This is a genomic window from Imperialibacter sp. (assembly GCF_048007035.1).
In the GTDB taxonomy this organism is placed as follows: domain Bacteria; phylum Bacteroidota; class Bacteroidia; order Cytophagales; family Cyclobacteriaceae; genus Imperialibacter.
In genome coordinates this window covers 3167780-3181704 of sequence record NZ_CP180355.1, presented here as the reverse complement: position 1 = coordinate 3181704, position 13925 = coordinate 3167780, and the positions used below count along the sequence as shown (strand labels likewise).

The following is a 13925-nucleotide window of genomic DNA, read 5'->3' as shown; positions in this document are numbered from 1 at the left end:
CCCGATTATCAAAAGAGATTTCGGAAAGATGGGCAAGAAAAATCAAGATGGCTGAGAACCGAGCCCTGTTCGCCGACAGATTCTCATCTATCGGTTATGAAACAATAAAAAAGCCACCCTGCCAGGGCGGCTTTTGATTCCAACCAATCGTTTTTTACATGTGAATTGGTCGGCTGTCCGTTGCTGCCAAACACGCTTCTTTCACAGCCTCCATGTAAGTGGGGTGTGCATGCGACATGCGTGACACATCCTCAGCAGAGGCCCTGAATTCCATGGCTGTGACGCCAGCAGCAATCATATCGGCCGCTCTGGCACCAATAATATGGATGCCCAGTATCTCGTCAGTTTGCTTGTCGGCCAATACTTTTACTAGTCCATCCGTATCTCCCGAAGCCCTTGCTCTGCCCAGCGCCTTGAACGGAAACTTGCCGACTTTATATTCCTTCTTCTGATCTTTGAGTTGCTCTTCGGTGTAACCAACAGCAGCTACTTCCGGCCAGGTGTATACAACACCGGGGATCAGGTTGTAATTAATGTGAGGTTTTTGCCCCATTATGGTTTCAGCTACAAACACACCTTCCTCCTCGGCTTTGTGCGCAAGCATGGCACCTTTGATCACATCGCCGATTGCCCAAATATTGTCCACGTTTGTGCGCAGATGATCGTCCACTTCAACCAGTCCTCTGTCAGTTACTTTTACGCCGGCCTTCTCCAGACCAAGCCCTTCAGTGTAAGCCTTTCTGCCAATCGACACCAGGCAATAATCTCCTTTCAGGTCTATCTTCTCTCCTTTCGGAGTTTCTGCAGTCACAGTCACTTCCTTGCCCTTGGCCTCTACTGCCGTTACTTTGTGGGACAGGTAAAAGTCCATGCCAAGTCCCTTTAGCGATTTCTGCAGCTCCTTACCCATAGTCGAATCCATGGTGGGAATAATGCTGTCGAGAAATTCTACCACAGATACCTTGGCCCCAAGCCTTGCGTAAACCGAGCCTAGTTCCATACCTATGACGCCACCACCTATCACAATCATGTGCTTGGGCACTTCGGTCAATTCAAGTGCTTCAGTGCTGGTAATGACTCTTTTTTTATCGATCTTGATAAAAGGAAGGCTGGCGGGCTTAGACCCGGTAGCAATGATTACTTTCTCAGTCGTAATCTTCTTTTCCTCTTTTCCGGAAATTTTAATGGTGTTCTTGTCTATAAACGAACCCATGCCATGAAAAACATCGATCTTGTTCTTCTTCATCAGAAAGTTGATGCCGTCGGTGTTTTGTTTCACCACGTCCGTTTTCCTGGCAATCATTTGCTTTAAATTCACTTTCGGCTGGGGAATGTCAATCCCATGCTCCTTAAATGTGTGTGCCGCATTGTGGAAGTGCTCGCTTGAATCAAGGAGCGCCTTTGAGGGGATGCAACCGACGTTGAGACAGGTGCCTCCCAGGCTATCATATTTCTCAATAATCGCAGTTTTTAAGCCCAGCTGTGCACACCTGATGGCTGCTACGTATCCGCCGGGTCCTGAACCAATTACTGTTACCTGATAATCCATGTTGTTTGTTTTAAATAAAAAATAGTGAATGGGTTTTACACTCCCAGAAGAAGTCTGCTAGGATCCTCCAGCAATTGCTTCACACGTACAAGGAAGCTGACAGACTCACGACCATCAATGATGCGGTGATCGTAAGAGAGGGCCACGTACATGATTGGCCTGACCACTACCTGACCATTTTCCACAACCGCCCTTTCAACTATATTGTGCATACCCAGAATAGCTGCCTGGGGAGCATTTATAATAGGTGTAGAAAGCATGGAGCCGAAAATACCTCCATTAGTTAGAGTAAACGTGCCACCCTGCATTTCGTCAATGCTCAACTTTCCGTCTCTGGCTTTCAACGCCAGTCTCACTATTTCCTTTTCTATTTGATCGAAGCTAAGCGCTTCTGCATTTCTTATCACAGGCACAACAAGCCCTTTTGGCGTGGATACGGCTATCGAAATGTCGGCGTAGTCGTTATAAACAATTTCCTCCCCGTCGATCTGTGCATTTACCGCAGGCCACTCTTTCAGTGCCATGGTAACTGCCTTGGTAAAGAATGACATAAAGCCCAAACCAACTTCATATTTCTCTTTGAAGCTGTCTTTGTATTTTTTTCTCAACTCCATCACAGGCGCCATGTTCACCTCATTAAAGGTGGTGAGCATCGCTGTTTCATTTTTCACAGAAACCAGTCTTCTGGAAATAGTCTTCCGAAGAGAAGTCATCTTCTCTCTGCGCTGTCCCCTTGAAACACCGCCACCGATTTGAGGTGCGGCATAAGATGGAGCCGCTGGCTTGCCAGCATCAGCTTTTGGAGCAGCCGATTTTTCCGCTTTCATAGCGTCCTCCTTGGTGATGCGCCCGTCGACTCCGGTTGCTTTCACATCAGAAGCAGAAAGTCCTTTCTCGGCCATAAGCTTTGCTGCTGCCGGAGAGGCATGCCCAGCTGCATAAGATGAACTGCTTGATGTTGCAGGAGCAGCAGCCGGAGCAGGACTTTTGGCCTCCTCTTTAGCAACTGCACCTTCCATTACTTCAATTTTGCATATTAAAGCACCTATCTCAAGTGTCTCACCCTCCTTAGCAATCACCTGAAGCTTGCCTGTAGCCTCGGCAGTCAGTTCAAAAGTGGCTTTGTCAGATTCAATTTCAGCGATTACTTCATCCAGCTGCACAATTTCGCCATCCTTTTTGACCCACGAAGATATGGTCACCTCATTGATGGACTCGCCAACCGTGGGGACATGCATTTCGATTGTCTCGCCAGTCGATGTCGCCTCTTTAGCCGGCGCTGACTTTTCTTCTTTTTTCTCTTCTTTCGCAGGAGCTGCGCTGTCGGTGTCGATACTGCATATAACAGCACCAATCTCAACAGTTTCTCCCTCTTTGACCAAAATCTTTATTTTTCCGGCTGACTCAGCGTTTAGCTCGAAAGTGGCTTTGTCAGATTCCAGCTCACACAGAAGTTCGTCCCTCTCCACAATGTCACCATCATTCTTTAACCACTTGGCAATGGTTACTTCGGTTATTGATTCCCCTACTGCAGGGATTTTAACTTCAAGGCTCATTATTTATTAGGGTTTAATTATGCAAATGCTTTTTGTACAATCTCTTCCTGCTCTTTGTTGTGCAGTTTGTAGTAGCCAGTGGCAGGAGAGGCTGCTGCTTTTCTTGAAACCAATTCCATTCTCACTTCAGGGAACATCCTTAGCAAGAAGGTCCAGGCACCCATATTCTCGGGTTCCTCCTGGGCCCACACGAGTTTGGCTCCTTTGTATTTATTGATTTCAGCGAGGATTTTCTTTCTCGGGAAAGGATGAAGCTGCTCCACACGAACAAGCGCAACGTCTTTTCTATTACTTTTCTGGCGTTCATCCAGTAAGTCAAAATAAATCTTGCCAGTGCACAGGATAAGCTTTTTCACATCCTTCGGCTTTACTTCCGTGTCGCCAATCACTTCCTGGAAACTACCATCGGTCAAGTCGCTTATGGGCGACATCACTAGCGGATGACGGAACAAAGACTTTGGAGACATTAGCACGGCTGGCATGCGGAACGGCATCACCAGCTGACGGCGGAGCATATGGAAGAAGTTAGCAGGTGTAGTCAGGTTACAGAAGAACATGTTGTTTCCTGAACACATCTGGAGGAATCTTTCCGGGCGGGCATTGGAATGCTCAGGCCCCTGCCCCTCGTAGCCATGAGGCAATAACAACACAAGGCCATTCATTCGCTGCCACTTGGTATACGACGGCACGATGAACTGGTCGGTCATTACCTGGGCGCCGTTAGCAAAGTCACCAAACTGAGCCTCCCAAATAACCAGCGCATTTGGATTGGCCATGGCATAACCAAACTCAAAGCCCAGCACACCAAACTCTGAAAGCAATGAGTTGAAAATTCTGAACTTTTCCTGACCTTCCTCAATGTGATCCAAACTATTGTGGGGCTTATTAGTGACACTGTCACGCAACACGGAGTGCCTGTGAGAAAAAGTGCCCCTTTGCACATCCTGGCCAGTCATTCTGACAATCTTTTTCTCAAGAAGCAGCGACCCATAAGCCAGTAGTTCAGCAGTTGCCCAGTTGACCGACTTCTCTTCGAAAATCATCTCGGTGCGTTGCTTCAGCACTTTGTCAATCTGCTTCAGTGGCTTGAAGCCCTTTGGAATAGTTGTGAGGGCCTTGCCTACTTTATCGATTACTTTCTGATCAACAGAAGTTTTAGGCGGATTTTCAAAATCATCAGGTTTTGAAATCCTCAATTCCTGCCATTCTTTTTCCATCGGGGAGTACTGATAAGGGAGTGGCTTTTGCTTCACCATGTTGAGCCTGTCCTGCAAAAGGTCTCTGAACTCCGAATCCATTTTGTCAGCCAGCTGCGCATCTACATCGCCTCTTTCTATCAAATGCTTGTTATATACTTCCCTTGGGTTCGGGTGCTTCGATATGATATTGTAAAGTGATGGCTGGGTGAATTTCGGCTCATCACTTTCGTTGTGCCCGTGCCGACGGTAGCACACCATGTCAATAAACACGTCTCTCTGGAATTTCTGTCTGAACTCCACAGCCAGGTTAACACAAAAAATAACTGCCTCGGGCTGGTCACCATTTACGTGAAGTACTGGCGAGTCAATCACTTTAGCCACATCCGTACAGTAGATACTGGACCTGGCGTCGTCAAAGTCTGTCGTAAAGCCTACCTGGTTATTGATAACAAAGTGAATTGTACCACCTGTGGTATAACCATCCAGCTTACTCATTTGAACCACTTCGTACACTATGCCCTGGCCGGCCACCGCCGCATCTCCATGAATAAGGATAGGAAGCACTTTGGTCGCATCGTTTTTGAATTCCCTGTCGACCTTTGCTCTCAGAAACCCTTCCACTAACGGATCAACTGCCTCGAGGTGAGATGGATTGGGCGCCAACCTGAGATCCACTGTGTTGCCCGAAGGAGTTACTATCTGGCTGGAGTAGCCCATATGATATTTCACATCACCATCGCCCATTGTCTGGTCGGTGGCTGCATTACCTTCAAACTCATTGAATATCTGCTCATAGGTTTTCCCCATGATATTGGCCAGCACGTTCAGTCTACCCCGGTGAGCCATGCCAATCATCACTTCCTGTACGCCCAGCTCAGCACCTTTATTAATAATGGCGTCAAGTGCTGCTATTGTTGTTTCGCCGCCTTCGAGAGAGAACCTCTTCTGCCCAACATATTTAGTATGAAGGAAATTCTCGAAAACAACTGCCTCGTTCAGCTTCCTGAGTATTCTTTTTTTCTCGTCAATAGAGGGATTAAAATTCAAAGCGTCGAATTCGACCTTCTTTTTGTACCACTCTAAAATATCCGGCTCCCTGATATACATATATTCGAAGCCAACAGCACCTTCGTAAATCTGCTTAAGAGATTCTACAATTTTCCTTAACGTCGCTTTCCCAATACCAATCGCCGCCCCTGACTGAAATTCAACATCGAGATCCGCTTCCGACAACCCGAAGTCGCTTAGGTCAAGCAGGGCCTTCCGATCCTTCCTTTCCCTTACCGGATTGGTTTTGGACTTAAGGTGGCCACGTGTTCTGTAGGCATGAATAAGGTTACTAACGGCGATCTCCTTGTCCGACACTCCTCCTGAGGCAGCCACAGCATGACCATTTTCGCCATACTTCGATTGAGAGAACTCAAAACCCTCGAAAAATTTCTGCCAGGTAATGTCTACTGACTCAGGATCTTGTTTGTAACTTTGGTATAGTTCATCGATGTAGGACGAGTGTGCGTTAGCGATATAGGAATATTTATCCATGTTGTTGGGTGACGTTATATTCAGGTAAAGGTAAATAATACATTAAATCTATTAAAATCGCATATTCGTTTTAACGAATATATATGCTATTTCTACTCCAGGGCACTTTTTTTGAACCCGATTGGCAGGCAATATGCTTTGCCTGCATTTTTCGCTCCTGAAGCCACTATCAATTTGCTGCGAATGAGTAGGTTTTGCAAAAAAATCTCTATCTTTGCGATCCAATTTTCCGGACGGGTTCCGGAAGAGATTAAATAAAACGAACAAAAAATGGCAGTTAAAATCAGGTTATCACGTCGAGGACGTAAAAAACTTGCAATGTTTGATGTGGTTGTGGCTAACAGTACTTCGCCACGGGATGGTAAGTTCATCGAGAAATTGGGAACGTACAATCCAAATACCAATCCGGCAACAATTGTTTTGAATGATGAAAAGGCATTTGACTGGGTCATGAAAGGTGCACAACCTTCTGACACCGTTAGAGCCATGCTTTCTTACAGAGGCATTCTTTTGAAAAAACACCTTCAGATTGGTGTGAATAAAGGAGCCATTACACAAGAACAGGCTGATGCCAAGTTCGAAGAGTGGAAGAATCAACAAGATACCAAAGTGACTGGTAAAGTTGAGTCTCTGGCTAAGAAGAAAGAAGACGAAAGAAAATCACGTCTTGCTGCTGAAACCAAGGTGAGCCAGGCAAGAGCTGAAGCTATTCGTAAGAAGGCTGAGGTTGCTGCTGCGCCCGAAGCCAGCGAAGAAGCTGCAGTAGAAGAGGCTGCGGTTGCGGAAGAAGCACCTGCTGCTGAAGTAACTGAAACAGCACCGGTAGTAGAGGAAACACCTGCTGCTGAAGCACCAGTTGAAGAGGCTCCGGTTGCTGAAGCACCTGCTGCAGAGGAAGCTCCCAAAGCAGAAGCTCCTGCAGAAGAGGCCCCTAAGGCCGACGCTCCTGAAGCAGACGAGAAAAAAGAAGAGTAGTCCTTATGCATTTGGATGATTGCTTTCAGCTTGGGGTAATCACCAAAACCCATGGCACAAAGGGCGATGTTCAGGTTTGGATCGATTCGGACGACCCTGGGCATTACAAAAATCTGGAATCAGTTCTGTTGTTGATCAACAACGAGCTGGTTCCTTTTTTTTAGAGCATTGGTCACTCAACGGAAAAAAGGCCATTGCCCGCTTCGATGAAGTGAGGTCGTTGGATGCGGCTGAAAAGCTTGCCGGCACGGAGGTCTACCTCCCAGAAAGCAGCCTGCCGGAACTTTCGGAAGGGCAATATTTCTTCCACAACCTTGTGGGGCTTAAGGCAGTTGAAGAGGGCAAAGTATTGGGCACCATATCAAACATCCTTAACTTTCCTGGGCACGATGTACTAGCCATAGATTGCCAGGGAAAGGAAGTGCTTGTGCCAATAAGCGATGATATTATTAAAGCTGTGGATTTAAAAGCGAAATCGGTTACGCTGCAGCTCCCACCCGGTTTGCTTGATATATACTTAGACTCTTAGTCAGTCATGGTAAGATTCGATATTATTTCATGTGTACCCGAGCTTCTCAAAAGCCCTTTTGAGCACAGCATTCTCAAAAGAGCCATCGACAAGGGCCTGACGGAAGTTAAAGTGCACAACCTGAGAGATTATGCTGTCAACAAACACAAAACTGTTGACGACTACGCTTACGGCGGAGGAGCTGGCATGGTGCTACAAATAGAGCCCATCGACCGTTGCATCCAGGCCCTCAAAACCGAACGAACCTACGACGACATTATATATATGAGTCCTGATGGGGAGCTGCTTACCCAAAGGCTGGCCAACGGCCTGGCTATGAAAGGAAACATGATTTTGCTCTGCGGGCATTATAAAGGAGTGGACGAAAGAGTACGTCAGCACCTGATAACAAGAGAAATCAGTGTTGGTGATTTTGTGCTGTCGGGTGGAGAACTGGCCGCCGCCATTGTGTGCGACGCAGTGATCAGACTTATACCGGGTGTGCTAAACGACGAAACCTCCGCACTTACCGACTCCTTTCAGGATGACCTGATAGCACCGCCAGTTTACAGCAGACCCGCCGACTACAAAGGCATGAAAGTGCCGGATGTTTTGCTGTCAGGAAACGATGCCCTTATCGACGACTGGAGACACGAGCAGTCGCTGCAGCGAACGAAAGAGCGAAGGCCAAATTTATTGTAGACATTCGCCCGTAAACACATTATCCCATATTAATACAGACAATCTTTTATTTTTTTGATTATTTAGAGGTCTCGATTTTTTATGGAAAACAAAAATATACGGATCAAAGATATCGCCCGCCTTGCCGGAGTGTCAGTGGGCACTGTGGACAGGGTGTTGCATAAGCGAGGCAAAGTATCCGATAAGGCGCTTGAGAAAGTTCATGCCATCCTTGACCAAATTGACTACAAGCCAAACCTGATTGCCCGAAGCCTCGGTCTCAACCGAACCTTCAGGGTGGCGGCGGTGCTGCCCGACCCCAGGCTTGACGCTTTCTGGGTGCAGTCGCATGAAGGCCTGCAACAAAGCGAGCAGGAATGGCAGCAGCAAGGGCTTGTTATTGACTACTACTTTTACGACCTCCACAATAAAGAATCTTACAATCTGGCGTTTGAAAAGGCCATTGCTTCAAACCCAGACGGAGCGGTAGTTGCGCCACTTTTCTATAAGGAAGCGCTGCCCTTTTTCCAAAAATTTCATGAAAATGGGGTGCCTTACATATTGTTCAACACTCATATTGAGCATCCACACCCCTTGTCATTCATCGGGCAAGACCTGTATCAAAGCGGGCGGCTGGCCGCTGAATTGATTTCCCCCGGACTGGCCAGTGGCAAAAAACTGGCGATCTTACATATTCACGAGGATCTGCCAAATTCTGCCCACCTTTTGGACAAGGAAAAAGGCTTCAGGGAATATGTAGCTTCGATGTCTGGATTGAATGTGGAGGTAAACACCATCAACCTTGAAGCCCCGGAGAACGCCTCCTTCGAAACTGATCTGAGGAAGCTCTTTAGCGATCCCCAGTTGCACGGGGTTTACATAAGTACTTCCAAAGCCTATCAGGTGGTGGAATTTATGAAAGCGACCGGCAAAAATGGCTGTAGAATTGTTGGCTATGATTTACTGGAAAAGAACCTTCAGTTTCTTAAAGAAGGGTATATCAACTTCCTGATTAATCAAAACCCAAGCAAGCAAGCTGCCTTGTCGATCAGTCACCTTATCAATCATCTGGTGTTTAAGACCACACCACCCAAAGAGGCCCTTCTGCCCCTCGAAATTATCACCAAGGAAAATATTGACAGCTATAAGCCAGCACTTGCTGCACAATAACTGCCAAAAGAAGATTTTTATTTGATTGTATTATTTGTGTTTAAAAACATAGTCGTATATTTGCAGTCCGTTTCAGAATACGGCTTAAATAGACAGTCATGAGCGAGTTGATAAAACTAGTTGAAGCAGAGTACCAGGAGAAGAGAAATTCACTGCCCGCATTTAAGGCAGGTGATACTATAAATGTACACGTGAAGATCACGGAAGGTAACAAAGAGCGTATCCAGCAGTTTCAGGGTACCGTTATCCAACGTAAGAATATCAGCACGAATGGAGAAACCTTTACTGTAAGAAAAGTATCTTCAGGCATTGGTGTGGAAAGAATTTTCCCGATCATGTCTCCAAGCGTTGAGAAAGTTGAATTGGTTCGTCAGGGATCAGTTCGCAGAGCCCGTCTTTACTACCTTCGTGGTAGAAAAGGAAAAGCCGCAAGGATCAAAGAAAAAATGTCCTAAGGGATTAAATAAAATAGCTGAAAAGCCAACTCTCGGGTTGGCTTTTTTCGTTTACTTGCTATTAGTTTTATGCTATGGAAATTCGTTTTCACAAATATCAGGGCACAGGTAACGACTTCATTCTCATTGATGACAGGGAACTCCAATTTCCTGATGACCTGACCGTTATAGAAACCCTTTGCCATCGCAGGTTTGGCATCGGCGCAGACGGACTCATTCTCATACGCAATCATCCCGACTACGACTTTGAAATGGTCTACTACAATTCCGACGGCACGCAAAGCATGTGCGGGAACGGTAGCAGGTGCGCAGTGCACTTTGCGAAGTCTCTTGGCATGACCACCGACAGAACTACTTTTATGTCTACCGACGGGCCTCATGAAGCGACCATCAAAGGAGACATTGTTTCTGTGCAGCTTTATGATGTGGACAGCGTTGAAGAACTTACTGACGGCGTCTTCATCAACACGGGATCCCCTCACCATATTGCCTTCCTTGAAGATGTTAAAAACTTCCCTGTTGTGCCGGAAGGAAAAGCTATTCGCTACAGCGAGACCTATGCCCCCAAGGGTACCAATGTTAACTTCGTAGAGTTGGAGGATGGCAATGCTATCTTTGTGAGGACTTATGAAAGAGGGGTGGAAGATGAAACGCTGTCGTGCGGCACGGGAGTCACAGCTTGTTCGCTCGCCGCATCACTCAAAGGATATAAAAGCCCGGTAATAGTTCACACTCTGGGTGGAACCCTCGAGGTCAGTTTTGCGGTTAAGGAGGATGGCTTTAGTGATATTTTCCTGAAGGGCCCGGCCACACCCGTTTACTCAGGCCTCATTGATGTGTAAATCTGTCAAGAAACACCTTGGCAATTAGTATCGAATTAGGAAAAAGCGGTTAATTTTAAGGTTTTAAAAAACGACGAAATGTTGAATATATTCACCAAAGGGGTAGCCAAACTTTTTGGAACAAAATCAGAGCGAGATATCAAGGAAGTCCTTCCGCTTGTTGAGCAAATCAAAAAAGAATTTGAGAAACTTAAGAGTATTTCTGACGATGAGCTGAGAGACAAAACCAGTCAGTTCAAAGCGTTCATCAAAGAGGGGAATGCCACTATCCAGAAGGAAATTGACGATTTGCATCAGAGGATAATCGACGAACCAGATTTGGATATTGACCAGAAAGATGACGTATTCAAAAGAATAGATCAACTTGAAAAAGATAAGAACAAGAAAATTGAAGATTCGCTGCTTAAACTGCTACCGGAAGCTTTTGCCGTAGTGAAGGAAACTTCCAGGCGACTTGCTGAGAACAAGAAGCTGGTGGTGAAGGCCACTCTCATGGATAAGCAGATGGCGGCGACCAAGCCCCACATAAAAATCACTGGAGAGACCGCCGAGTGGTCCAATAAATGGCTCGCTGCAGGCACTGAGGTAGAGTGGAACATGGTTCACTACGATGTGCAGCTCATTGGTGGTGTTGTACTGCACTCAGGTAAGATTGCCGAAATGACGACAGGTGAGGGAAAGACCCTTGTGGCTACTTTGCCTGCCTACCTGAATGCCCTTGCTGGCAAAGGCGTGCATATTGTTACAGTAAACGACTACCTGGCCAAGCGTGACTCAGAATGGAACGCACCCTTGTTCCAGTTTCATGGGCTAACGGTTGACTGTGTTGACAGGCACCAACCCAACTCACAGGAAAGAAGAAACGCTTATCTCGCCGATATTACCTACGGCACCAACAACGAATTTGGCTTTGACTACCTGCGGGACAACATGGCCAGAAGCCCGGAGGAATTGGTTCAGCGGGAACACCACTACGCCATGGTGGATGAGGTTGACTCCGTACTTGTGGATGAAGCCAGAACACCACTTATCATTTCCGGTCCTATACCTAAGGGAGATGAGCATGAGTTTTACGAACTGAAGCCCAGAATATTTAAGCTGGTTGAATCTCAACGCAAGCTATGTGCACAGTTTTTGAATGACGCCAAAAAACAAATTGCTGAGGGCAACGAGACAGATGGCGGCTTGTCACTGTTCAGGGCTCACAGAGGGCTTCCCAAATACAAGCCTTTGATCAAATACCTCAGTGAAACAGGCATAAGAAATGTTCTTCAAAAAACGGAGAATATCTACCTGGCTGACAATCAAAGGATGATGCCGGAGGCGGATGAGCCTTTGCTCTTCACCATTGAAGAAAAAAATAACTCTATCGAGCTGACTGAGAAGGGTGTCGATATGATAACCGGCGATGGTGAAGATCCCAATTTCTTCATTATGCCTGACATTGGGATGGAAATTGCAAAGCTTGAGGGTGACACCTCTCTCGCTGAAATCGATATCCTGAAAAAGAAAGAGTCGGTTATCAAAGACTACCAAATCAAAGCACAGCGTATCCACACCGTTAATCAGCTGCTAAAAGCCTACACACTCTTCGAAAAAGACACCGAATACGTGGTGATTGATGGGAAAGTAAAGATTGTGGATGAGCAAACCGGCCGTATGATGGAAGGTCGCCGCTATTCAGATGGTCTTCACCAGGCAATCGAGGCCAAGGAAAATGTGACGGTGGAAGATGCCACGCAGACTTATGCGACCATCACGCTGCAGAACTACTTCAGAATGTATCACAAGCTGGCAGGTATGACTGGTACTGCCGAAACCGAAGCTGGTGAGCTTTGGGAGATCTACAAACTTGACGTGGTCGTTATTCCAACCAACAGGCCGATCGTCCGGAAAGACATGGAAGACAAGGTCTACAAGACCATGCGTGAGAAGTTCAATGCCGTTATCGATGAAATTGTTGCGCTGACTGAGGCCGGCAGACCAGTGCTGGTGGGTACTACTTCTGTTGAAATTTCGGAGGTGCTAAGCCGCATGCTTAATATCCGCAAGATTAAACACAACGTACTGAATGCCAAGCAACACCAACGGGAAGCAGAAATTGTGGCGGAAGCAGGCCATCCTTCTACCGTGACGATTGCCACCAACATGGCGGGACGTGGTACGGACATAAAACTGACCGAAGAGTCGAAAAAGGCTGGAGGTTTAGCTATTGTAGGAACTGAAAGGCACGAATCAAGAAGGGTAGACAGGCAGTTGAGAGGCCGATCAGGCCGACAAGGTGACCCTGGGTCTTCGCAGTTCTTTGTGTCTCTTGAAGACAACCTGATGCGTTTGTTCGGCTCAGACAGAATTGCCAAGTGGATGGACAGAATGGGATTGGAAGAAGGTGAAGTAATCCAGCATTCGATGATTACCAAGTCGATTGAAAGAGCCCAGAAGAAGGTAGAAGAGAACAACTTCGCCATGCGTAAGCGCCTCCTGGAGTACGATGACGTAATGAACTCACAGAGAGAGGTCATCTATACCAGAAGGAAGAATGCTTTGTTCGGCGAAAGACTACAGCTTGACATCCTCAACATGATGTACGATACGTCTGAGGACCTGGCCATATCAGCCACTGCCTCTCAAGACTATGATGGCTTTAGACTGAATGTGCTCAGCACCTTTGGCCTCGATATGCGTATCAGTCAGGAAGAATTCGCCGGTATCAAAAGCGACGCACTTGCTGCAAGACTTTACGACGAAGTATTGGCACACTATACAGCCCGAAAAAACACAATCAGAGAAAAAGCGCTTCCGGTTCTTAAGCATACCCTTGATAATAAAGGAGCCACCGTGGTGGATATTCTTGTCCCATTTACTGACGGGAAGAAGCAACTCGGCATTGTGGTGAACTTAAAGAAAGCAGTGGATACTGAGGGTAAGGAGATGGTGGCCGCTATGGAGAAAATGATCACCCTGGCGCTGATCGACCAAACCTGGAAGGAACACCTTCGTGAGATGGACGATTTGAAGCAATCTGTTCAAAATGCGGTATACGAACAAAAAGACCCACTTTTGATCTACAAATTTGAAGCCTTCGAATTGTTCAAAGTATTCCTTGCCAAGGTAAATGAGGAAACTATGTCTTTCCTTATCAAAGCCGACATACCTAGCCAGGATCCAAGTCAGGTAAGAGAAGCTCGCCAAACCCGCACAAAAAGCGACTACAAAGAAAGTAAGGAAGAATCACGTTCTTTGCTGGAAGGAAAAGAAGGACAACCTGTTGGCTCGAGGCCTGCTGTTACCCGACCAGAACCAATGAAGTCGCAAAAAGTGGCTGGAAGAAACGATAGGGTGACTGTGCAGTACACAGACGGAACTTTAAAAGAAGGGGTGAAATACAAAACTGTGGAGCAAGACGTCAACAACAACAAATGCGTTGTGATCAATATTGAAGACTAAA

General features: G+C 46.6%; 9 protein-coding genes and 1 pseudogene. 7 read left to right on the top strand and 3 right to left on the bottom strand.

What is annotated here, in order from left to right:
* Positions 1 to 154: 154 nt before the first annotated feature.
* From lpdA to ACMVP2_RS13710, 3 genes are read right to left on the bottom strand one after another with little or no spacing between them, the layout of a single operon-like run.
* Positions 155 to 1549 (bottom strand): dihydrolipoyl dehydrogenase, encoded by a 1395-nt coding sequence (lpdA, locus tag ACMVP2_RS13720; protein WP_416868068.1) that lies wholly within the window; start codon positions 1547 to 1549, stop codon positions 155 to 157.
* A gap of 35 nt (positions 1550 to 1584) precedes the next feature.
* The gene (gene odhB / locus ACMVP2_RS13715; RefSeq protein ID WP_339784807.1) at positions 1585 to 3105 is read right to left on the bottom strand and encodes a 2-oxoglutarate dehydrogenase complex dihydrolipoyllysine-residue succinyltransferase; all 1521 of its coding nucleotides are present in this window, start codon (positions 3103 to 3105) and stop codon (positions 1585 to 1587) included.
* Positions 3106 to 3122: 17 nt separating this feature from the next.
* The gene (locus ACMVP2_RS13710; protein WP_339784805.1) at positions 3123 to 5846 is read right to left on the bottom strand and encodes a 2-oxoglutarate dehydrogenase E1 component; all 2724 of its coding nucleotides are present in this window, start codon (positions 5844 to 5846) and stop codon (positions 3123 to 3125) included.
* Positions 5847 to 6116: 270 nt separating this feature from the next.
* Here ACMVP2_RS13710 and ACMVP2_RS13705 point away from each other — a divergent pair, with 270 nt between their 5' ends.
* The 7 genes and pseudogenes from ACMVP2_RS13705 (at position 6117) to secA (ending at position 13924) form a co-directional block, all read left to right on the top strand.
* Positions 6117 to 6821: a 30S ribosomal protein S16 gene (locus tag ACMVP2_RS13705; RefSeq protein ID WP_339784803.1), complete on the top strand. Its 705-nt coding sequence runs from the start codon at positions 6117 to 6119 to the stop codon at positions 6819 to 6821.
* Positions 6822 to 6826: 5 nt separating this feature from the next.
* Positions 6827 to 7350 (top strand): annotated as a pseudogene (gene rimM / locus ACMVP2_RS13700) (ribosome maturation factor RimM).
* 6 nt (positions 7351 to 7356) lie between these two features.
* Entirely contained in the window at positions 7357 to 8031 is a 675-nt protein-coding gene (gene trmD, locus ACMVP2_RS13695; protein ID WP_339784799.1) for a tRNA (guanosine(37)-N1)-methyltransferase TrmD, read from the top strand.
* An 81-nt stretch (positions 8032 to 8112) separates the two neighbouring features.
* Complete coding sequence (locus ACMVP2_RS13690) at positions 8113 to 9180, top strand: LacI family DNA-binding transcriptional regulator (RefSeq protein ID WP_339784797.1); 1068 nt, start codon at positions 8113 to 8115, stop codon at positions 9178 to 9180.
* 98 nt (positions 9181 to 9278) lie between these two features.
* Positions 9279 to 9635, top strand: coding sequence for a 50S ribosomal protein L19 (gene rplS / locus ACMVP2_RS13685; protein ID WP_151996269.1), 357 nt, complete (start codon positions 9279 to 9281; stop codon positions 9633 to 9635).
* 74 nt (positions 9636 to 9709) lie between these two features.
* A complete protein-coding gene (dapF, locus tag ACMVP2_RS13680; protein WP_339784795.1) occupies positions 9710 to 10477 on the top strand; it encodes a diaminopimelate epimerase in 768 nt (255 codons plus the stop codon).
* 78 nt (positions 10478 to 10555) lie between these two features.
* Positions 10556 to 13924, top strand: a complete 3369-nt coding sequence (secA, locus tag ACMVP2_RS13675) for a preprotein translocase subunit SecA (RefSeq protein WP_339784793.1) — start codon at positions 10556 to 10558, stop codon at positions 13922 to 13924.
* Position 13925 lies beyond the last annotated feature (1 nt).

Coding starts and splice junctions, on each gene's coding strand:
- lpdA (WP_416868068.1), bottom strand. CDS start 1,549: ATGGATTATCAGGTAACAGTAATTGGTTCAGGACCCGGCGGATACGTA.
- odhB (WP_339784807.1), bottom strand. CDS start 3,105: ATGAGCCTTGAAGTTAAAATCCCTGCAGTAGGGGAATCAATAACCGAA.
- ACMVP2_RS13710 (WP_339784805.1), bottom strand. CDS start 5,846: ATGGATAAATATTCCTATATCGCTAACGCACACTCGTCCTACATCGAT.
- ACMVP2_RS13705 (WP_339784803.1), top strand. CDS start 6,117: ATGGCAGTTAAAATCAGGTTATCACGTCGAGGACGTAAAAAACTTGCA.
- trmD (WP_339784799.1), top strand. CDS start 7,357: ATGGTAAGATTCGATATTATTTCATGTGTACCCGAGCTTCTCAAAAGC.
- ACMVP2_RS13690 (WP_339784797.1), top strand. CDS start 8,113: ATGGAAAACAAAAATATACGGATCAAAGATATCGCCCGCCTTGCCGGA.
- rplS (WP_151996269.1), top strand. CDS start 9,279: ATGAGCGAGTTGATAAAACTAGTTGAAGCAGAGTACCAGGAGAAGAGA.
- dapF (WP_339784795.1), top strand. CDS start 9,710: ATGGAAATTCGTTTTCACAAATATCAGGGCACAGGTAACGACTTCATT.
- secA (WP_339784793.1), top strand. CDS start 10,556: ATGTTGAATATATTCACCAAAGGGGTAGCCAAACTTTTTGGAACAAAA.